We start from the raw sequence: 18,825 nt of genomic DNA, 5'->3' as shown, positions 1-18,825 counted from the left end.
GCCCTCCCCCACAATGTCCTCATGCAGAACGTGACCGCCGTCGCCCACCGCGGCGACCCCTACCGCGTCCGCGAGAACACCCTCGAATCCCTGCGCTCCGCGCTGCGGCGGGGCGCGGACGCGGTGGAGATCGACGTACGTCTCACCAAGGACGGCGTGCCGGTGCTCCTGCACGACGAGACCCTGAAGCGGTTGTGGGAGCAGGACCGTCCACTGCTCGCGCTGTCGTCGGCCGAGGTGCGGGGGCTGACGGCGGGCGGGGTGCCGACGCTGGAGGAGGCCCTGGCGGCGTGCGGCGACAGCCGGGTGATGCTCGACCTGCCGGGCACGCCGAGCGTCCGGGCGGCGCGCCGGGTCGTGGACGTCGTCCGAGCGTGCGGGGCGCAGGACCGCGTCTACTACTGCGCGGGCGCCCCGGCCATGCTCGCCGTCCGCGCCGCCGACCCGGCCGCCGAGATCGCCCTGACCTGGACGAGCCTGGCCCCGCCGCGCGCCGGCCTGCTCGACGCGGTACGCCCGCGCTGGCTCAACTACCGCTTCGGCCTGGTCGACCACGCCGTCGCCGAGCGCGTCCACCGCGCCGGCTACCTCCTGTCCGTCTGGACCCCGGACACCCGGCGCTCCATGCGCCGTCTGCTGGGCCTGGGCGTCGACTCGATCACCACGAACCGCATCGACGTCCTGCTCGCTGCACGCGGGACTGCTGAGGCACGGTCGCCGCTTCCGCAGGGGTCGCGCGTGTGACGTACTGCGGGACGGGTGCGTCGTCCTTGCCGGTGTCACGGACGAGGCCGTAGTCGGCGCCGCCGCAGCACGGTGAGTTCGGCGAAGTCGGCGGTCTCGCGCGCCGCCGAGTCGTCCAGGTTGCGCGGTCTGTCCGCGGCGCGCCCGGTCCGGATCTGCCCGACCACGTTGTAGACCTGCGGCAGCCACCCCTCGACCAGCTCCTGCTCCCTCGTCCACGTGCGTCCTCTCCCAGGTCATCTGCTGCCCGTACGCACCTTCCTGCCCGACCGGCACGGCTGCTGCGTCGGAGATCGCATTCCGCTTCCGGGGTGGAGACGCGGTGAAGACAGCGGCGACAACACTTTCCCGGCGTTCGGCGGCCCGTAAGGGCGATCCCTTACAACACCCTTGTTCCGTACGGCACTTGCTCCGGGGAGCCGCCAGGGTCGAGCCCCTCCTCGCCGACGATTCGGCGGGGACCGCCTCGCCCTGACGATGATCACGCACTTCCCGCCGATCTCAGGAGCAGCAGATGACCGTACGCCCGCTTCCCGCCCTCCTCACCTCCGCGCTCGCCCTGGCCCTGACCGCACTGCCGCTGGCCGGGGCGGCGTCCGCGCGGCCCGCGTCGTCCTCGTCGTCGTGCTCCGCGCAGGCGATCGAGGACGCCGCGCCGCACGGCCCGGACGTGAAGGCCCTGTGCGCCGCGCTCGCCGGGCTGCCCGACCAGGACGCGACGGCCGCGCTGATCCGTGTGGGCGGCAAGGGGAGCTGGCACGGGGTGGCCGGCGTGCGGGACATGAGAACCGGGGCGCCGGCGCTGGAGAACGCCCGCTTCCGGGCCGGTTCGACGACGAAGATCGTGACCGCGGCGATCGTGCTGCAACTCGCCGCCGAGGGGCGGATCTCGCTCGACGGGACGGTGCAGCAGTACCTGCCGGATCTGCTCACCGACGACTTCGAGCCCATCACCGTACGGCAGTTGCTGAACTTCACGAGCGGTCTACAGCCGGGCGCGTCCCTCGGCGAGGACGTCGACACCGGCTACCCGCACCGCTTCGAGACGCTGACCCCGAAGGAGGTGGTGGCCGCGTCGGTCGCCAAGGGCCCCGACCCCGAGCACGCGCCCGGCGAGCACCAGCGGTACGGCAACATCCACTACACCGTGCTGGGCATGCTGATCGAGAAGGTCACCGGCGACTCGTACGCCCACCAGGCGGCCGTGCGGATCTTCCGCCCGCTCGGCATGCGGCACACCTCGTTCCCGGCGGGGCCGGACCCCCGCATCCACGGGCCGCACAACCGTGGCTACGACTGGATCGACGGCAAGCTGGTCGACGTGACCGAGTGGAACATGTCCGACCGGTTCGCGGCCGGCGACATGATCTCGACGACGGCCGACCTGGAGCGGCTGCTGTTCGCCGTGTTCCGCGGCCGGGTCGTGCCCGAGCCGCAGCTGAAGGAGATGTTCACGGTCCCGGACATCGACGGGGCCACCATGGGTGCCGGGCTTCAGCGTTTCGAACTGAACGGCAAGGTCATCTGGGCCAAGACGGGCGCCCGCCCCGGCTATCACACCGTCGTGGCGGCCACCCGCGATCTGTCCCGCACGGTGGTCTACTCGGTCAACTCGACCGACGCGAAGGGCGACGGCCTGGCCATCGCCCAGCGTTTCGCCTTCCCTGCGTTCAACCGCTGACGGCGACGGCGGCCTGCGGCACCGGAGGCGCCGTCAGCGCCTCCAGCCGCTTGATCTTCTTCCGTACGACGTACAGCGGGATCACCCCGAAGACGCCGAACGACATGTCGATCACCGACCACCAGAAGGGGATGTCACGGATCGGCCCGCAGATCAGGGCCAGCGGGATGATGCCGGCACAGGCGATCATCCCGAACTCGACGACCCAGATGTTGCGGACGGGGTCGCGGTACGCGCCGTAGAAGGCGACGGCGATGACGAGGTGGGCGAAGGCCAGCCAGTCGGTGCCGTAGAGCAGGAACGGGTAGTCGGCGTCGGCGGTGTCGAGCCCGCGCCGCACCCGCTCGATCCAGTCCATGAGTCCTGGCAGGTGCTCCGGCACGGACAGGGCGCGCAACAGGTCCTCGGTCCAGCGCAGTTCGTGGACGAGAGGGAAGGCCGTGGCGCCGCTGAGCACCAGACAGACGACGAAGAAGACCAGCCAGACGCGGATGCCCTTGAGCAGGGCGGCTCTGTCGCTCATGGAGCCAGCGTACGCCTAATATTGAACCCGTTCAAAAATCCCCTCCATCTCAGGCCCGGCCCTACGATGTCCGCGGTGAACGGAGGAATCATGGCCCTGGACTTGAGCGGGCGGGCCTACCGCGCACAGCGGTGGGCCGCGCGGACGGCGTTGGCCGCCGCGGGGCTCGCGGTGCTGGTGCCGCTCGCGTACGGCGGCGTCGGCGGGGTTCTGCTGCTGGTGGCCGGGGTGGCGGGGCTGGGCCTCAGTGCGGTCGCGGTGTGGTGGACGCTGGCCCTGCGCGGCCCGCTGCGCTGGGCGGCGGCCGTCGTCGCCGTGGCCCTTCCCGCAGCGCTCGTCGCCCTGTTCGCGGCCACCCTGTTCTGGGCGCTGCTGGCATCCGTGGCGCTGTGGGCGGTGGCCGTGTGGAGCGGCCGGTACGCGCTGCGAGGCACGGGCAGTGCGCGGGTGCGGGTGATGCGGGAGCGCAAGGCGTCGCCGCCGCGACGGCCGTACCTGATCATGAACCCTCGCTCGGGCGGCGGGAAGGTGGTCCGCTTCGCGCTCCAGGAGAAGGCCGAACGCCTCGGCGCCCGCGTCATCCTGCTCGACCCCGACGAGCACCAGGACGTCACCGCCCTGGCCCGCAAGGCCGTGGACGAGGGCGCCGACCTGCTGGGCGTCGCGGGCGGCGACGGCACCCAGGCGCTGGTCGCGGCCGTCGCCGCCGCGTACGACATTCCGTTCCTGGTGATCAGCGCCGGCACCCGCAATCACTTCGCCATGGACCTGGGCCTCGACCGCGAGGACCCCTCCAGTTGCCTCGACGCGCTCACCGACGGCGTGGAACTCCGTGTCGACCTCGGTTACGCGGGCGGCCGGCCCTTCGTCAACAACGCGTCCTTCGGGGCGTACGCGGCCATCGTGCAGAGCCCCGGCTACCGGGACGACAAGATCGGCACCAGCCTGCAACTGCTGCCCGACCTGCTCACCCGGCAGCAGGGCGCGCGGCTCACCGCCCACGCGGCGGACAGGACCCTCGACGCCCCGCACGCCGTGCTGGTCAGCAACAACCCCTACCGCACGGACGATCCCTTCGGCCTCGGCCGCCGCGACCGCCTCGACGCCGCCGTCCTCGGCGTCCTCGGCATCCGGGTGGACAGCGCGGCCGAGGCCGCCGGCCTTCTCCTCGACCCCGCTCCGGGCGGCCTGACCATCCTGACCGCACCCCACGTGGTCGTCGAGGCCGACCGTCCGGAGATCGAGGCCGGCATCGACGGCGAGGCCCTGGTCCTCCCGACCCCCGTCCACTGCCGCATCGCCCCCGGCGCCCTACGCGTCCGCGTCCCCCGCAAACGCCCCGGCACCCCCCAGCCCGTCCCCCGCCTGGACTGGCGCCGACTGCGGAAGCTGGCGGCGACGGTGGGGCGGACCGCGGCGGTGCATCACCGGCATCGGGGTTAGGGGATCCCTACAACCCCGCGATGGCGTTCCACCGCTTGGCGAACCCCACCCGCTCTTCCGATGTGATGTCCCGTGCGATGGCCAGCCGTTCACGCATCGCCGTGTCCGGGAAGATCAGCGGGTCCTCGGCCAGCGCGGCCGTCTCCTCGTCCTGGGCGGCGGCGAGGACGTCCCGGGCGGCGGGGACGGGGCAGACGTAGTTGACCCAGGCGGCCAGTTCGGCGGCGACCTCGGGGTCGTAGTGGTGGTCGACGAGCCGCTCGGCGTTGGTCTTGTGCCGGGCCAGGGCGGGGATCATCAGGGACTCCGACCACAGTTCGGCGCCCTCGTCGGGGACGACGAAGCGGATGTCGGGGTCGTCCGCCTGGAGCTGGATGACGTCGCCCGAGTAGGCCTGGCAGGCCAGGACGTCGCCGCTGGAGAGGTCCTTGATGTAGTCGTTGCCGGTGAAGCGCCGGATCTGGCCCTTGCGGACCTGTTCCTCGACCTGGTCGCAAACGGTGTGGAAGTCGTCCGCCGTCCACCGCGTGATGTCGACGCCGTTGCCCTGCATGAGCAGCGCGAAGGCCTCGTCCAGCCCGGACAGCAGGGTCACCCGGCCCTTCAGGTCGCTCGCCCACAGCTCCGACACACTGCGTATCTCGCGGCCCGACCGGCGGCGGTTGTAGGCGATGCCGGTGATACCGGACTGCCACGGCACGGTGTACTTCCGCCCGGGGTCGAACGCCGGTGAACGCAGCAGCGGATCCAGGTACTCGGTCACGTTCGGCTGGCGCGCCCGGTCCATCTCCTGCACCCAGCCCAGCCGTACGAACCGGGCGCACATCCAGTCGCTGACGACGATGAGATCGCGGCCGGTGCCCTGATGGTTCATCAGGGCAGGGCTGACCTTGCCGAAGAACTCGTCGTTGTCGTTGATCTCCTCGACGTACTCGACGGAGATGCCCGTGCGCTTCTCGAAGGCCTCCAACGACGGCCGCCGCGTCTCGTCCTCGTCGTCCGTGTCGATGTACAACGGCCAGTTCGCCCAGGTCAGCCGCTTGTCGGTGGCGGAGACATCGGTGGCGGCCCGGTCACCGGCCGACACATAGGCGGGCCGCACCCCGCAGCCTGCGAGCCCGCCGAGCGCGGCGCCCCCACCGAGAGCACGCAGCAAGGTCCGACGGGAGAGCGAGGAGCTCGTCGAGGGGAGGGCCATTGCGGAAGCATGACGCCGTGGCCGCCGGCCGGACAATGGACGCCCCGTCAAGCAGAACGGCCCTGACCGGACACCCTGTCGATCACGCCGGTGGAGGGGCGCGGGGAACTGCGCGACCAGCCCCCGCACACCCGCACCCGAGATCGGCCCGACCAAGCGGAGCGCTACGCGTCCAGCGACGTCATCACATGCTTGATCCGCGTGTAGTCGTCGAACCCGTAACCCGAAAGGTCCTTGCCGTACCCGGACTTCTTGAACCCGCCATGCGGCATCTCCGCGACCAGCGGAATGTGCGTGTTGATCCAGACGCACCCGAAGTCCAGCTTCTTCGACATCCGCATCGCACGCCCGTGGTCCTTCGTCCACACGGACGAAGCCAGCGCGTACTCCACGCCGTTGGCCCACTCGACGGCCTGGTCCTCGTCGGAGAAGGACTGGACGGTGATGACCGGACCGAAGACCTCCTTCTGGATGATCTCGTCGTCCTGCTTCAGCCCCGACACCACGGTCGGCGCGTAGAAGTACCCCTTCTCACCGACCTGGTGGCCGCCGGCCTCGACCTTGGCGTGGGCGGGCAGCCGCTCGATGAACCCGGAGACCTGCTTCAGCTGGTTGGGGTTGTTGAGCGGGCCGAACAGCACGTCCTCGTCGTCCGGCTGGCCGGTCTTCGTGTCGGCGGCGGCCTTCGCGAGCGCCTGTACGAACTCGTCGTGGATGGCCTCCTGCACGAGCACGCGTGTGGCGGCCGTACAGTCCTGCCCGGCGTTGAAGAAGCCCGCGACGGAGATGTCCTCGACGGCCTTGGCGATGTCGGTGTCGTCGAAGACGACGACCGGTGCCTTGCCGCCCAGCTCCAGGTGGACCCGCTTGAGGTCCTTGGAGGCGGACTCGGCGACCGACATGCCGGCGCGCACGGAGCCGGTGATGGAGGCCATCGCCGGGGTCGGGTGCTCGACCATGAGGCGGCCGGTGTCACGGTCACCCGTGATGACGTTGAAGACACCCTTCGGCAGGATCGCCCCGATGATCTCGGCGATCAGAACCGTCGAGGCCGGAGTCGTGTCCGACGGCTTCAACACCACGGTGTTGCCCGCCGCGATGGCCGGCGCGAACTTCCATACGGCCATCATCATCGGGTAGTTCCAGGGCGCGACCTGCGCGCACACACCGACGGGCTCACGGCGGACGATGGAGGTCAGCCCCTCCATGTACTCACCTGCCGAACGGCCCTCGAGCATCCGCGCCGCACCCGCGAAGAAGCGGATCTGGTCCACCATCGGCGGGATCTCCTCGGACCGCGTGAGCCCGATCGGCTTGCCGGTGTTCTCGACCTCGGCCGCGATGAGCTCCTCGGCCCGCTCCTCGAACGCGTCCGCGATCTTCAGCAGGGCTTTCTGCCGCTCGGCGGGGGTCGTGTCGCGCCAGCCCGGGAAGGCCCTGGCGGCGGCCTCCATCGCGGCGTCGACGTCCGCCTGCCCGGACAGCGGCGCGGTCGCGTACGCCTCGCCCGTCGCGGGGTTGACCACATCGGTGGTCCGTCCGTCGGCGGCGTCCCGGAACTCACCGTCGATGTAGTTGCGCAGACGACGCAGCTCGGTGCTCACTGCCGGCCTCCTGTCAGGTCTCACTACTGCTGGCTGTCAGTTCTGGTTGTCCAGTTACTGAGACACCCACCCTAGTCGGCCGCGCCACGTTTTCAACACCCCCGATCACGCCAAGGCTGCGAAATCCGCAAGTCTCGGTCTCGTAAACAACGAATTTCATCGCTTCGGCCTTGCGGAACTGTCGAGACGTCGTGCACAGTGACGTCGTGGCCAGTCGAAGCGCAGAGCACAGGGACTCCCGCGAGTCCAGGACCGGCGGCGGTCCCCAGCTGGACGCCGTCTCCCTCGCCATCATCGAACAACTCCAGGAGGACGGCCGCCGACCGTACGCCGCCATCGGCAAGGCGGTGGGCCTGTCCGAGGCGGCCGTGCGCCAGCGCGTCCAGAAGTTGCTCGACCAGGGCGTGATGCAGATCGTCGCCGTCACGGACCCGCTCACCGTGGGCTTCCGCAGGCAGGCGATGGTCGGTGTCAACGTCGAGGGCGACGTGGAGTCGGTGGCCGACGCGCTGACCGCCATGTCCGAATGCGAGTACGTGGTGATGACCGCCGGGTCCTTCGACCTGATGGTGGAGATCGTCTGCGAGGACGACGACCACCTCCTGGACGTCATCAACCGCCGCATCCGGGCCGTCCCCGGAGTTCGCTCGACCGAGAGCTTCGTCTACCTCAAGCTCAAGAAGCAGACCTACATGTGGGGAACCCGATAACCGTGAGGACCCGATAACCGTGAGCAGCAACAGCCCTCAGGACCTCAGCAGGACCGCGTACGACCACTTGTGGATGCACTTCACGCGTATGTCCTCGTACGAGAAGTCCCCCGTCCCGACCATCGTCCGGGGCGAGGGCACCTACATCTACGACGACAAGGGCAAGCGCTACCTCGACGGTCTCGCCGGCCTCTTCGTGGTGCAGGCCGGGCACGGCCGCGTCGAGCTGGCCGAGACCGCGTTCAAGCAGGCGCAGGAGCTGGCGTTCTTCCCGGTGTGGTCCTACGCCCACCCGAAGGCAGTGGAGCTGGCGGAGCGGCTGGCCCACGAGGCGCCGGGCGACCTCAACAAGGTCTTCTTCACCACGGGCGGCGGTGAGGCGGTCGAGACCGCCTGGAAGCTCGCCAAGCAGTACTTCAAGCTGGTCGGCAAGCCCACCAAGTACAAGGTGATTTCCCGAGCGGTGGCGTATCACGGCACCCCGCAGGGTGCCCTGTCCATCACCGGCCTGCCCGGTCTGAAGGCCCCGTTCGAGCCCCTCGTCCCGGGCGCGCACAAGGTCCCGAACACCAACATCTACCGCGCCCCGCTCTTCGGCGACGACCCGGAGGCCTTCGGCCGCTGGGCCGCCGACCAGATCGAGCAGCAGATCCTCTTCGAGGGCCCGGACACGGTCGCCGCTGTCTTCCTGGAGCCGGTGCAGAACGCGGGCGGCTGCTTCCCGCCCCCGCCCGGCTACTTCCAGCGGGTGCGCGAGATCTGCGACCAGTACGACGTCCTGCTCGTGTCGGACGAGGTCATCTGCGCCTTCGGCCGCCTCGGCACGACGTTCGCCTGCGACAAGTTCGGCTACGTCCCGGACATGATCACCTGCGCCAAGGGCATGACCTCGGGCTACTCCCCCATCGGCGCCTGCATCATCTCCGACCGCCTCGCCGAGCCGTTCTACAAGGGTGACAACACCTTCCTGCACGGCTACACCTTCGGCGGTCACCCCGTGTCGGCCGCGGTGGGCCTGGCCAACCTCGACCTGTTCGAGCGCGAGGGCCTCAACCAGCACGTCCTCGACAACGAGGGCGCCTTCCGCGCGACCCTGGAGAAGCTCCACGACCTGCCGATCGTCGGCGACGTCCGCGGAAACGGCTTCTTCTACGGCATCGAACTGGTGAAGGACAAGAACACCAAGGAGTCCTTCAACGACGAGGAGACCGAGCGCGTCCTGTACGGCTTCCTCTCCAAGGCGCTCTACGACAACGGCCTGTACTGCCGTGCCGACGACCGTGGCGACCCGGTCGTGCAGCTCGCGCCGCCGCTGATCTCCAACCAGGAGACGTTCGACGAGATCGAGCAGATCCTGCGGGCGACCCTGTCGGAGGCGTGGACCAAGCTCTAGCCTCCAGCGGTGGACGGAGCTCCGGCTCCCCGCGGTTCGACGGGGGTGCACCCGTAGGAGTGAGAAGGGTGCACCACCCGCCGCGTGCTGTCCCTCGTTCCGGTCCCGGATCCTTAGCGTGCCTGGTAACCGATCGGCCCTGTCTTCGTTCCCCCGCACGGGGGAACGGCACGGGAACTACGGATCTGACGAGGTGTACGCCCATGGAGGCTCCGCCGGACAACGACGTGCTCTGGGCACGCGCGCTGCACTTCACGCACCGCGACGGCTCCCCCGCGCTCGGCGGGGTCTCGCTCGGAGTGCGTGAGGGCGAGATCCTCGCCGTGACCGGCCCGCGGGGCAGCGGCAAGACGGCTCTCCTGCGGTGTCTGTCCGGCCTGGTCCGGCCGGTGCGTGGCGAGGTCTGGTTCAACAGCGTCCCGGTGCACACCATGGGCCCGCTGGCCCGCGAACGGCTCCGCCGTGACCGCTTCACCTGGATCGACCCGACCCCGACACTCGTCCCGGAACTGAACGTCTGGGAGAACGCCGCCCTCCCCCTGATGCTGCGCGGGACCAGCCGCCGCCGCGCCAAGACGGCCGCGCTGGAGTGGCTGAACCGCCTGGACGTCGGCGAGTCCGCGCGCAAGCGCCCGCACCAGCTGGTCCACGCCGAACGGCAGCGCGTCTGCATCGCCCGCGCGCTGGCCCCCTCACCCACGGTCCTGTTCGCCGACGAACCGACGGCCCCCCTGCATCGCGCCGACCGCGCACACGCCCTGCGCACCCTGACGACAGCGGCCCGCTCGCACGGCATCACCGTCGTCCTGGCCACCTACGACGTGGAGAACGCGGCCTTCGCCGACCGCACCATCGCCCTCCTCGACGGACGGCGCGTCAACACGGTGCACCTGCCTCCGGTCGCCGCGACGGAAGGCCGGGCGGCGTGCTCGCTCTCCGTCTGACCCGAACCGCCCGGCCCGCCGTACAGCTGCGCCGTCTGCTCGTGGCGGCGGCCTCGGCGGGCACGGGCTTCCTGCTGCTGTGCACCCTCGGCTACGCGCTGACGCACGCCGACCCCGGCGCGTCGGTCCTGCGCCTGGCCTGGTGCGTACCGCCGCTGGCCGCGACGATCCACCTCGCGGTGGCCGTGGCCCGCACCGACCCGGGCACCAGGCCGCGCCCCGGCCTCGCCGCGATCGGCCTCGGCCCGGCCCGCCTGATGCTGGTATCGGCCACCACCACGGCCCTGTCCTGCACCCTCGGCTCGATGCTCGCCCTGCTGGTCTTCCTCCACCTGCGCGGCGACCTGAACGGCATGCCCTTCGACGGCGCGGCCGCGGATTTCCTGGCAGCGCACGCCCCTCTTCCCCTGCCGGCCGCCCTGACCCTGCTGACCCTGGTCCCGGCGACCGCGTCGACGACGGTGGCCCTCGCCCTGCGACCGAAGGAGCCCGGACCCACCGGGGCACGGGGCGTCGAGGGGAGGTCGTACCGCCGCTTCGGGGCGTACGGCAGGACGGTGGCGCGGGAGACGTTCGGGGCGTACGGGCGGTTCGGGGCGCGACTGCGAGGTGCGCCGGGGAAGGGCGGCACGCCGCCGGAGCCGGCGAGTGAGCAGACGAGCATGCAGACGGGCGAACCAGCCCCCACGCCGGCCGCACCTGAGGAGGCGGTGGAACCGCTGGACCACGTGACCCACCTGCCGGCCCCCCGCAAACCCCCCGCCGGCCTCCCCTGGGGCATCGCCATCCTCGCCGCGGGCCTGGCCGTGGAGGCCTACGCCGCCCGCGCGGCGACCGGCGCCCTCGCCCTGCCCTCCGCCCTCCCGACCGGTCCCGCCGGCGTACTGGCCGGCTGGCTCCTGACGGCTCTCGGGCTGGCCCTGGCCGCCCCCGGACTCACCCACCTCTGCGGTCGGCTCCTCCAGGCCGTACGCCCGGGCGCCGTCCGTCTCCTGGCCGGCCGTGTCCTCATGGCCGAAGCCACCCGCATCGGCCGCCCTCTCGGCGTCGTCTGCGCCGTGGCCTCCGCGGCGTACGCCGTGGCCCCGCTCTCCGCCGCCGCGGCCACCGCCGCCGTCGGGCCGCTCAGCACCCTCGGCGCCACCGTCGTCACCGGCTGCACGGTGGCCACCCTCCTCACGGCTGCCGTGGAGGCCAAGCAGGCCCGCGCCGACGCGACGGCCGCGCTGCTCCGGGTCGGCGCCCCCACCACGCTGCTGCGCAGCGCGGCGGCCCTGCGCGCCGGCGCCCTGCTCGCGTTCTTCTGCCCGCTCACCCTGATCGTGGCCGAGCTGGCCGCGCTCCCTCTGGCAGCCCGCTGAAGCCGACGACAGGCGTCGGAAAACTCGTACGAAAAAAATCTCCGACCGGCGATGAGTTCCGCTCGGACCCCCGGTCTACCCCACCGAACAGCAGACACCCCGATGGGAGAGACCACGATGACCGCCCCCGCGTACCAGCAGATGATCTTCCTGAACCTGCCCGTGAACGACCTCGACGCCTCCAAGAAGTTCTTCACGGAACTCGGCTACTCGATCAACGAGCAGTTCAGCGACGACACGACGGCCTCGGTCGTGATCAGCGAGACCATCGTCGCGATGGTGCACACCCACGACAAGTACGCCCAGTTCACGAAGAAGCCGATCGCGGACGCGACGAAGACCAGCGAGGTGCTGATCGCGCTGAGCGCCGAGAGCCGCGAGAAGGTCGACGAGCTGGTCGACAAGGCGCTCGCCGCGGGCGGTTCCGTCTCCGGCGAGACCCAGGACCACGGCTTCATGTACGGCCGCGCCTTCGACGACCTCGACGGCCACACCTGGGAGGTCGTCTGGATGGACCCGTCGGCCATCGAGGGCTGACGCGGGCCGTCCTTCGCAGGGTGCCTAGCATGGGCGGGTGCAGACGATGCCCGCCCATGCGGCCCACCACAACGACCGTGAGATAGAGACGCTGGAGGAGTTCGACGCGACCGTCTCGGCGCGCGGCTCCCTCGCCGGATTCCGCGTCCAGGCCGTCGACCTGACGGACCGTACGCGCGAACTGCTCGCCACCAGCGCCGCGGGCGCCCTCTTCCTCGGCTGCCCGATGCGCGAGGAGGCCGCCGCCAAGGTCCGCACGGACGGCGCCCTCGTCTTCCCGCCGATCCCGGACCTGCCCTTCGACCCGTACCGCGGCCTGGTCTACTCCCCCGACGAACTCTTCGCCTCCCTGACGGACGGCCCGGACGGCTACGAGAACACGCCCGACGCCCTCGCCTACGCCTGGTTCCAGCGGACCAAGGCCGACGGCGACATCCACGCCTCCATGCTGCGCGCGGTCCACGACGACTCCGTGTCGGACGCGCTCGACGAACTCCTCGCCGGGACACGGGTGGTGGGCGTCATGGGCGGCCACGCGATGCGGCGCGGCACGGAGGCGTACGAGGGTGCCGCGCGGCTCGGCCGGGAGCTGGCCCGCGCCGGTCTCACGGTCGCCACCGGCGGCGGCCCGGGCGCGATGGAGGCGGCCAACCTCGGCGCGTACGCCGCCCCGTACGACGACGAGATGCTCAGCGACGCGCTCCGGCTGCTGGCGAAGGCGCCCCTGTTCACGCCCTCGGTCACCGCGTGGGCGACGGCCGCCTTCGAGGTCCGTGCGCGCTGGCCGAAGGGCGGCCGCTCCGTCGGCATCCCGACGTGGTTCTACGGCCACGAGCCGCCGAACCCGTTCGCCTCCCACATCGCCAAGTACTTCGCCAACGCCACGCGCGAGGACGGCCTCCTGGCCCGCTCGAACGCCGGCGTCGTCTTCCTGCCGGGGGCCGCCGGCACCGTGCAGGAGATCTTCGACAACGCCACGCCGAACTACTACGAGTCGCGCGGCGAGCCGACCCCGATGGTTCTGGTCAACAGGGCCCACTGGACGGAGAAGTTGCCGGCCTGGCCGCTGCTTCAGGCCCTCGCCCGGGAGCGGTCGATGGAGTCCCGTATCGCCCTGGTCGACCGGATCGAGGAGGCTCCGGCGGCGCTGAAACGTCTCAGCGATTAATAAGAGGGCAAAGCCAACGGCTGTGGACCGCGTACGCGTTGACACTACTTATGCCACGCTTATAAACCTGTGAGACTCCTGGGGACGGTGATGTCATATCGCCGCCTCGTTCAACCCCCCTCAGTGGTGCAACTCGTAAGGACAAAAGTGTCCATAAACCGCCGTACAGTCACGCGTTCCGTGCGCGCTCTTGGTGTTGCCTCCGCCTCGGCCGCGCTCGCGCTGGGCCTCGCGGGCAACGCGCTCGCGTGCGACATCAGTGAATTCTCCGCCGAAGCCAAGTGCGACGGCGACAAGGGTGTCATCACGGTCACCGACGTCGACCCCAGCGGTATCCCGGCGACGGTCAGCGTCTTCCTGCAAAACAACGGGGCCGACCTGAAGAAGGTCGGCGAGCAGGTGGTCAAGGGCTCGCGCGAGGGTGTCACCATCACCTTCGAGGAGAACTGGAAGCCGGACGCGGAGTACCGCGTCCACGTCAAGGCCGCCGGCTATGTCGACGAGGACATCAAGCCCAACCTGACGACGCCGTCCACGGCCTGCAAGAAGGACGAGGAGGAGCCGCCGGCTCCGTCGGACACCCCGACCCCGTCGGACTCCGCGTCCACCCCGGCCGAGGAGACCGACTCCCCGGCCCCTGCGCCGTCCGAGAGCGAGAGCACCGCCCCCGCGGACACGGCCGGCAGCGCCCCGTCCCCGGCGAACGATGACTCCAACCTCGCCGAGACCGGTGCGAACTCCAACACCGGCCTGATCGCCGGCATCGCGGTCGCCCTGGTCGCGGTCGGCGGCGGCGCGGTCTTCTTCGGCCTGCGCCGTCGCGGGGCGAACGGCGACCGCTGACCCTCCCGCACGGCAACGCCCTTGTGGTCCGTCCCCTTTCCCGGGGGCGGGCCATTCGCCTGTCAGCCGAAGGTCGCCCGCTCCAGCCAGAACTCCAGCAACTCCCGCTCGCCGACGACCTCCAACTCGGGGCTGTCCAGCGACAGTCGACGGTAGAAGCCGAGGAGTACGGCGGTGAGGCGGCCGCGGAGCGCGACGGTCGCCTTCTCGTGGCCGCGGCGCCAGGCGATGACGTCCTCGTCGAGGTCGACGAACCACTCAGCGTTCACTTCAGGGGTGTCGTCGGTGGCATGCAGATGGAGGCTGCTCCCCGGCCGACGCAGCTCCTTCGCCGGATCGTCCGGCAGCGTCCGCTGGGCCCACTCGACGATCTCCAGCCACTCGTCGATCGCGTCGGCGGCTATGTCCGGCGCGACCTCGTAGGGCAGTCCGGCGGCGAGCGTGGCATCGGCCCGGTGAATCGTGATCTCGTGGGTCATACGGCGGGCCCAGAACCCGGCGTTGAGGATCCCGGCCCATCCCCAGACCTTCGCGTCCGGGCCGGCCTTCCGGAGGGCGTCGACGAGCATCTCGCCGGTCTCCGCGAGCCAGGCGTCCAGGGCTGCGGGGTCGCCCTTCTCGTCCGGGCCGTCCGCGAGAGGGACCTCCTCCTCGGGGATCTCCTCCTGCGCCCGCGTCCGCACCATCAGCTCCACCCAGCGCAAGGCGCCGCCGGTATGCCGTACGAGCTGTTCCAGCGACCAGTCCGGGCAGGTCGGCACAGTGGCGGACAGGTCGGCGCCGGAGGTCACAACGGCCCTCAACAGGCCGACCTGATGGGCGATTTCGTCGCAGTAGCGATCATGCGGGAGTGTCATGCCCCGCACCCTATGTGCCGGACGATCAGCTCAGCACGACAATTTCCGCCGCGTCGAACTCCACCCCGACCTCGTCCCCGACCCCGGGCGCCTCCCGCAGCGCGCAGGCCGCTTCGAGGCGCGGCGCGTCCTCCGGCTGGAGGTGCACGGCGACATGCGTGCCCTTGAAGGTGCGTGCCGTGACCGTGCAGCGCAGCCCCGCGTCGGGGGCCACGAGCCGTACGCCGGCCGGACGTACGAGCAGCGTCCGCGGCCCCTGCACGGCGTCCACGCTCACCGGCAGCTTGCCCCAGGGCGTGTCCGCGGCCTCGCCGGCGACGGTGGCCTCGACCACGTTGTCGAACCCGAGGAAGCGTGCCACGAACGCGTCCACGGGCCGCTGCCACACCTCCAGCGGCGTCCCGGTCTGGGCGATCCGCCCGTCCCGCATCACCACGACCCGGTCGGCGAGCGCGAAGGCCTCGCCCTGGTCGTGCGTCACAGCGAGCACGGTGGTGCCCAACCGTCCGAACAGCTCCCTGAGTTCGACGACGAGGCGCTCCCGCAGCGAGCGGTCGAGCTGGCCCAGCGGCTCGTCCAGCATCAGCAGCCGCGGCCGGGGCGCGAGCGCACGGGCCAGCGCCACCCGCTGCTGTTCCCCGCCGGAGAGGGAGGCGACGGCCCGGCGGGCGGCGCCCGGAAGCCCGACCAGGTCGAGCAACTCCCGTACCCGCTCGGCCTGTTCGCCCTTCGAGGCGCCGTGCATCCGTGCCCCGAAAGCCACATTGCCGCCGACGTCGCGCTGCGGGAACAGCTGATGGTCCTGGAACATCAGCCCGACGCCCCGCTTGTGCGCGGGCACCCCCGCCTGGTCCCGGCCGTCGAGCGACACCCGCCCGGCGTCGAGGGGTTGCAGCCCCGCCACCGCCCGCAGCAGCGTCGACTTGCCGCTGCCGCTCGGCCCGAGGACGCACACGATCTCGTGCTCGGCGACATCGAGGTCGACGTGGTCCAGCACGGGCCGCCCGTCGAACCGTACGGTCGCACCCGCCAGACTCAACAGCATCTAGAACTCCCCCGTCCGATCCGTACGAAGCCGCTCCAGCACCAGCAGCGCCACCGCGCACACCACCATCAGTACCGTTGAAAGGGCCATCGCCTGGCCGTAGTTGAGCTCGCCGGCCCGCCCCAGCAGGCGGGCCACGGCGACCGGCAGCGTCGGGTTGTCGGGCCGCGCGATGAACACGGTCGCCCCGAACTCGCCCAGCGACACCGCGAAGGCGAACCCGGCCGCGATCAGCAGCGCCCGCCGCACCATCGGCAGATCCACCTCACGCCAGACCCGCCAGGGCGAGGCCCCCAGCACCGAGGCCGCCTCGCGCAGCCGCTGGTCCACGGCGCGCAGCACAGGGAGCATGGTGCGTACGACGAAGGGCACCCCGACCAGTGCCTGGGCCAGCGGCACCAGGATCCAGGTGCTGCGCAGGTCCAGCGGCGGCTCGTCCAGGGCGATCAGGAACCCGAACCCGACCGTCACCGCTGACACCCCGAGCGGCAGCATCAACAGCGCGTCGAAGCCCCGTACGAACCGTCCCGCGTCCCGTCGGGTCAACGCGGCCGCCGCCAGACCGCCGATCAGCACGTCGATGAGCGTGGCGACGACGGCGTACTGGAACGAGTTGCCGATCGCCTCGATCGGCGCGACGAGGAAGACCCCACCGTCGGCATCGGTCAGCGCCCGGTAGTAGCCGAAGTCGGGTGCGTCCAGCGAGCGCTGCACGAGCACGGCGAGGGGCAGCAGCAGGAGGACGACGATCACGGCCAGGACACCGGCCAGCAGCGCCCACTGCCCCGCCCCGCGCGGCCGCCGCGCGGTCACGGACGCGTCCACCAGACGCAGGGCGCTCTCCCGCCGCCGTACCGTCCAGGCGTGCACGGCGAGGATCGCGCCCACCGCGAGGAACTGGATGATCGTCAGGACGGCGGCGGTGGACAGGTCGAAGATCTCGGAGGTCTGCCGGTAGATCTCCACTTCGAGGGTCGAGAAGGTCGGGCCGCCGAGGATCTGCACCACGCCGAAGGAGGTGAAGGTGAACAGGAAGACCATGAGCGCGGCGGCGGCCACGGCGGGCCCGAGGGCCGGCAGGGTGACGGTCCGCCATGCGGTGAGGCGGGACGCGCCGAGCATCCGCGCGGCCTCCTCCTGCCGCGGGTCGAGCTGCGCCCAGAGGCCACCGACGGTCCGTACGACGACGGCGTAGTTGAAGAAGACATGCGCGAGCAGGATGGCCCACACGCTGGTGTCGAGCCGTACGCCCCACAGCTCGTCGAGGAGTCCGCCGCGGCCGAGGAGCGCGAGGAACGCCGTACCGACGACGACCGTCGGCAGCACGAAGGGGACGGTGACGACGGCTCGCAGGATCTGCTTGCCGGGGAAATCGAAGCGGGCGAAGACATAGGCGCCGGGCAGTGCGATCAGCAGGGTCAGCGCGGTGGAGGCGAGCGCCTGCCAGGTGGTGAACCACAGGACGTGCCGGATGTCGGACTCCCCGAGCACGTCCGCGAGCCGCCCGAACTGCCATACCCCGTCGACCTGAAGACCGCGCGCGACGATCGCGGCGACGGGGTAGGCGAAGAAGAGCGCGAAGAACGCGACGGGCACGGCGACGAGGCCGAGCCGCACCGCCGCGCCCCTCCTGCGCCTCGCCGCGCCCCTCTTGCGCGGGGCCGCTACTTCAGTACGAGCGAGGTCCACGACTTGACCCAGTCGTCACGGTTGTCGGCGATCTTCGCCGGGTCCATGGTCTCGGGATCCTTGGCCTGCGGCCCGTACTTCGTGAACTCCTCGGGTACCTGGGCGCCCTCCCGTACCGGGTAGACGAACATGTTGAGCGGCATGTCTTCCTGGAACGTCTTGGTGAGCAGGAAGTCGAGGAGCGCCTTGCCGCCCGCGGCGTTACCGGCATTGCTCAGCAGGCCGGCGTACTCGACCTGCCGGAAGCAGGTGCCCTCGGCGACGCCGGTGGGCGCGGTCGTGGGCTTCGGGTCGCCGTAGATCACCTCGGCGGGCGGCGAGGAGGCGTACGACACGACGAGCGGCCGGTCGGCCTTGGCCTTCTTGCCGCCGGCGGACCCGGAGAACTCCTCGTTGTAGGCCTGCTCCCACCCGTCGACGACCTTCACACCATTCGCCTTGAGCTTCTTCCAGTAGTCCTGCCAGCCGTCGTCGCCGTACTTCGCGGCGGTGCCGAGCAGGAAGCCGAGGCCGGGCGAGGAGGTGGAGGCGTTCTCGGTGACGAGGAGGTTCTTGTAGGAGGGCTTGATCAGGTCGTCGTACGAGGTGGGCGGGGTGAGCTTGTGCTCGCTGAAGTACGCCTTGTCGTAGTTGACGCAGATGTCGCCGGTGTCGATCGGGGTGACCCGGTGCTGGTCCTGTTCGACCTGGTACTCGGGCCGGACGAGATCGGAGCCCTTCGCCTCGTACGACTGGAACAGATCGTTGTCGAGCGCCCGCGAGAGCAGGGTGTTGTCGACGCCGAAGAAGACGTCGCCCTGCGGGTTGTCCTTGGTCAGGATCGCCTTGTTGACGGCCTGCCCGGCGTCGCCGTCCTCCAGGACCTTGACCTTGTACCCGGACTGCTTCTCGAACGCGGCGATGACGTTCTTCGAGACGGCCCACGAGTTATGGCTGACGAGGGTCACGGTCTTACCGCCGGACTGCTGGCTGTCGCTGCCCGAGTCGGACGAACCACACGCGGACAGCGTGACGAGGCCGAGCCCGACGGCGAAGACCGTGGCCTTCTTGGTGATGCTCACTGGATTCCTCCTGGGGTTGACCAG

The 18,825-nt window shown here is 70.6% G+C and carries 18 protein-coding genes; 10 read left to right on the top strand and 8 right to left on the bottom strand.

Annotated features, from left to right (window positions below; genetic code table 11):
• The first annotated feature begins 21 nt into the window (after positions 1–21).
• The gene (locus KUM44_RS42735) at positions 22–744 is read left to right on the top strand and encodes a glycerophosphodiester phosphodiesterase (protein ID WP_217215145.1); all 723 of its coding nucleotides are present in this window, start codon (positions 22–24) and stop codon (positions 742–744) included.
• 35 nt (positions 745–779) lie between these two features.
• Here the strand turns inward: KUM44_RS42735 and KUM44_RS47050 are convergent, their stop codons facing one another.
• Positions 780–911 (bottom strand): hypothetical protein, encoded by a 132-nt coding sequence (locus KUM44_RS47050; RefSeq protein ID WP_302186124.1) that lies wholly within the window; start codon positions 909–911, stop codon positions 780–782.
• Between the two features lie 347 nt (positions 912–1,258).
• On the opposite strand from KUM44_RS47050, the gene KUM44_RS42730 reads away from it, so the two are divergent.
• A complete protein-coding gene (locus tag KUM44_RS42730; protein ID WP_217215144.1) occupies positions 1,259–2,425 on the top strand; it encodes a serine hydrolase in 1,167 nt (388 codons plus the stop codon).
• On the opposite strand, the gene KUM44_RS42725 is transcribed toward KUM44_RS42730, so the two are convergent.
• Positions 2,415–2,948: a hypothetical protein gene (locus KUM44_RS42725; RefSeq protein WP_217215143.1), complete on the bottom strand. Its 534-nt coding sequence runs from the start codon at positions 2,946–2,948 to the stop codon at positions 2,415–2,417. The genes KUM44_RS42730 and KUM44_RS42725 overlap by 11 nt on opposite strands.
• Before the next feature lie 90 nt (positions 2,949–3,038).
• Here KUM44_RS42725 and KUM44_RS42720 point away from each other — a divergent pair, with 90 nt between their 5' ends.
• The gene (locus KUM44_RS42720; protein WP_217215174.1) at positions 3,039–4,391 is read left to right on the top strand and encodes a diacylglycerol kinase family protein; all 1,353 of its coding nucleotides are present in this window, start codon (positions 3,039–3,041) and stop codon (positions 4,389–4,391) included.
• A gap of 7 nt (positions 4,392–4,398) precedes the next feature.
• Here KUM44_RS42720 and KUM44_RS42715 read toward each other — a convergent pair whose 3' ends face one another.
• Together KUM44_RS42715 and KUM44_RS42710 are read right to left on the bottom strand one after the other, a co-directional pair.
• Entirely contained in the window at positions 4,399–5,589 is a 1,191-nt protein-coding gene (locus tag KUM44_RS42715) for a spermidine/putrescine ABC transporter substrate-binding protein (protein ID WP_217215142.1), read from the bottom strand.
• 164 nt (positions 5,590–5,753) lie between these two features.
• A complete protein-coding gene (locus tag KUM44_RS42710) occupies positions 5,754–7,193 on the bottom strand; it encodes a gamma-aminobutyraldehyde dehydrogenase (protein WP_217215141.1) in 1,440 nt (479 codons plus the stop codon).
• A gap of 191 nt (positions 7,194–7,384) precedes the next feature.
• Here KUM44_RS42710 and KUM44_RS42705 point away from each other — a divergent pair, with 191 nt between their 5' ends.
• The 7 genes from KUM44_RS42705 to KUM44_RS42675 all read left to right on the top strand — a co-directional run bounded on the left by KUM44_RS42705 (position 7,385) and on the right by KUM44_RS42675 (position 14,149).
• On the top strand, positions 7,385–7,903 hold the full coding sequence (locus KUM44_RS42705; RefSeq protein WP_217215140.1) for an Lrp/AsnC family transcriptional regulator: 519 nt from the start codon (positions 7,385–7,387) through the stop codon (positions 7,901–7,903).
• 19 nt (positions 7,904–7,922) lie between these two features.
• Complete coding sequence (locus tag KUM44_RS42700; RefSeq protein WP_217215139.1) at positions 7,923–9,296, top strand: aspartate aminotransferase family protein; 1,374 nt, start codon at positions 7,923–7,925, stop codon at positions 9,294–9,296.
• A gap of 203 nt (positions 9,297–9,499) precedes the next feature.
• Entirely contained in the window at positions 9,500–10,240 is a 741-nt protein-coding gene (locus KUM44_RS42695; RefSeq protein ID WP_217215138.1) for an ABC transporter ATP-binding protein, read from the top strand.
• Entirely contained in the window at positions 10,222–11,601 is a 1,380-nt protein-coding gene (locus KUM44_RS42690) for a hypothetical protein (RefSeq protein ID WP_217215137.1), read from the top strand. The genes KUM44_RS42695 and KUM44_RS42690 overlap by 19 nt, the downstream gene beginning before the upstream one ends.
• 117 nt (positions 11,602–11,718) lie before the next feature.
• Complete coding sequence (locus KUM44_RS42685; protein ID WP_217215136.1) at positions 11,719–12,138, top strand: VOC family protein; 420 nt, start codon at positions 11,719–11,721, stop codon at positions 12,136–12,138.
• A 37-nt stretch (positions 12,139–12,175) separates the two neighbouring features.
• On the top strand, positions 12,176–13,306 hold the full coding sequence (locus KUM44_RS42680) for an LOG family protein (protein WP_217215135.1): 1,131 nt from the start codon (positions 12,176–12,178) through the stop codon (positions 13,304–13,306).
• Between the two features lie 180 nt (positions 13,307–13,486).
• Positions 13,487–14,149, top strand: coding sequence for an LAETG motif-containing sortase-dependent surface protein (locus KUM44_RS42675; RefSeq protein ID WP_308402850.1), 663 nt, complete (start codon positions 13,487–13,489; stop codon positions 14,147–14,149).
• A 62-nt stretch (positions 14,150–14,211) separates the two neighbouring features.
• On the opposite strand, the gene KUM44_RS42670 is transcribed toward KUM44_RS42675, so the two are convergent.
• Genes KUM44_RS42670 through KUM44_RS42655 form a run of 4 tightly spaced genes read right to left on the bottom strand, consistent with a single transcriptional unit; the run spans position 14,212 to position 18,801 of the window.
• A complete protein-coding gene (locus KUM44_RS42670; protein WP_217215133.1) occupies positions 14,212–15,006 on the bottom strand; it encodes a maleylpyruvate isomerase family mycothiol-dependent enzyme in 795 nt (264 codons plus the stop codon).
• A gap of 25 nt (positions 15,007–15,031) precedes the next feature.
• A complete protein-coding gene (locus KUM44_RS42665) occupies positions 15,032–16,051 on the bottom strand; it encodes an ABC transporter ATP-binding protein (protein ID WP_217215132.1) in 1,020 nt (339 codons plus the stop codon).
• Positions 16,052–17,740, bottom strand: coding sequence for an iron ABC transporter permease (locus tag KUM44_RS42660; protein WP_217215131.1), 1,689 nt, complete (start codon positions 17,738–17,740; stop codon positions 16,052–16,054).
• Positions 17,716–18,801: a thiamine ABC transporter substrate binding subunit gene (locus KUM44_RS42655; protein WP_217215130.1), complete on the bottom strand. Its 1,086-nt coding sequence runs from the start codon at positions 18,799–18,801 to the stop codon at positions 17,716–17,718. Before KUM44_RS42655 ends, KUM44_RS42660 begins: the two co-directional genes overlap by 25 nt.
• Positions 18,802–18,825: the final 24 nt, after the last annotated feature.

The sequence above is a fragment of the Streptomyces sp. AC550_RSS872 genome, from assembly GCF_019049285.1.
In the GTDB taxonomy this organism is placed as follows: Bacteria; Actinomycetota; Actinomycetes; order Streptomycetales; family Streptomycetaceae; genus Streptomyces.
This window is presented reverse-complemented; position numbering and strand designations above follow the sequence as displayed.

Coding starts and splice junctions, on each gene's coding strand:
- KUM44_RS42735 (WP_217215145.1), top strand. CDS start 22: ATGCAGAACGTGACCGCCGTCGCCCACCGCGGCGACCCCTACCGCGTC.
- KUM44_RS42730 (WP_217215144.1), top strand. CDS start 1,259: ATGACCGTACGCCCGCTTCCCGCCCTCCTCACCTCCGCGCTCGCCCTG.
- KUM44_RS42725 (WP_217215143.1), bottom strand. CDS start 2,948: ATGAGCGACAGAGCCGCCCTGCTCAAGGGCATCCGCGTCTGGCTGGTC.
- KUM44_RS42720 (WP_217215174.1), top strand. CDS start 3,039: ATGGCCCTGGACTTGAGCGGGCGGGCCTACCGCGCACAGCGGTGGGCC.
- KUM44_RS42715 (WP_217215142.1), bottom strand. CDS start 5,589: ATGGCCCTCCCCTCGACGAGCTCCTCGCTCTCCCGTCGGACCTTGCTG.
- KUM44_RS42695 (WP_217215138.1), top strand. CDS start 9,500: ATGGAGGCTCCGCCGGACAACGACGTGCTCTGGGCACGCGCGCTGCAC.
- KUM44_RS42685 (WP_217215136.1), top strand. CDS start 11,719: ATGACCGCCCCCGCGTACCAGCAGATGATCTTCCTGAACCTGCCCGTG.
- KUM44_RS42670 (WP_217215133.1), bottom strand. CDS start 15,006: ATGACACTCCCGCATGATCGCTACTGCGACGAAATCGCCCATCAGGTC.
- KUM44_RS42665 (WP_217215132.1), bottom strand. CDS start 16,051: ATGCTGTTGAGTCTGGCGGGTGCGACCGTACGGTTCGACGGGCGGCCC.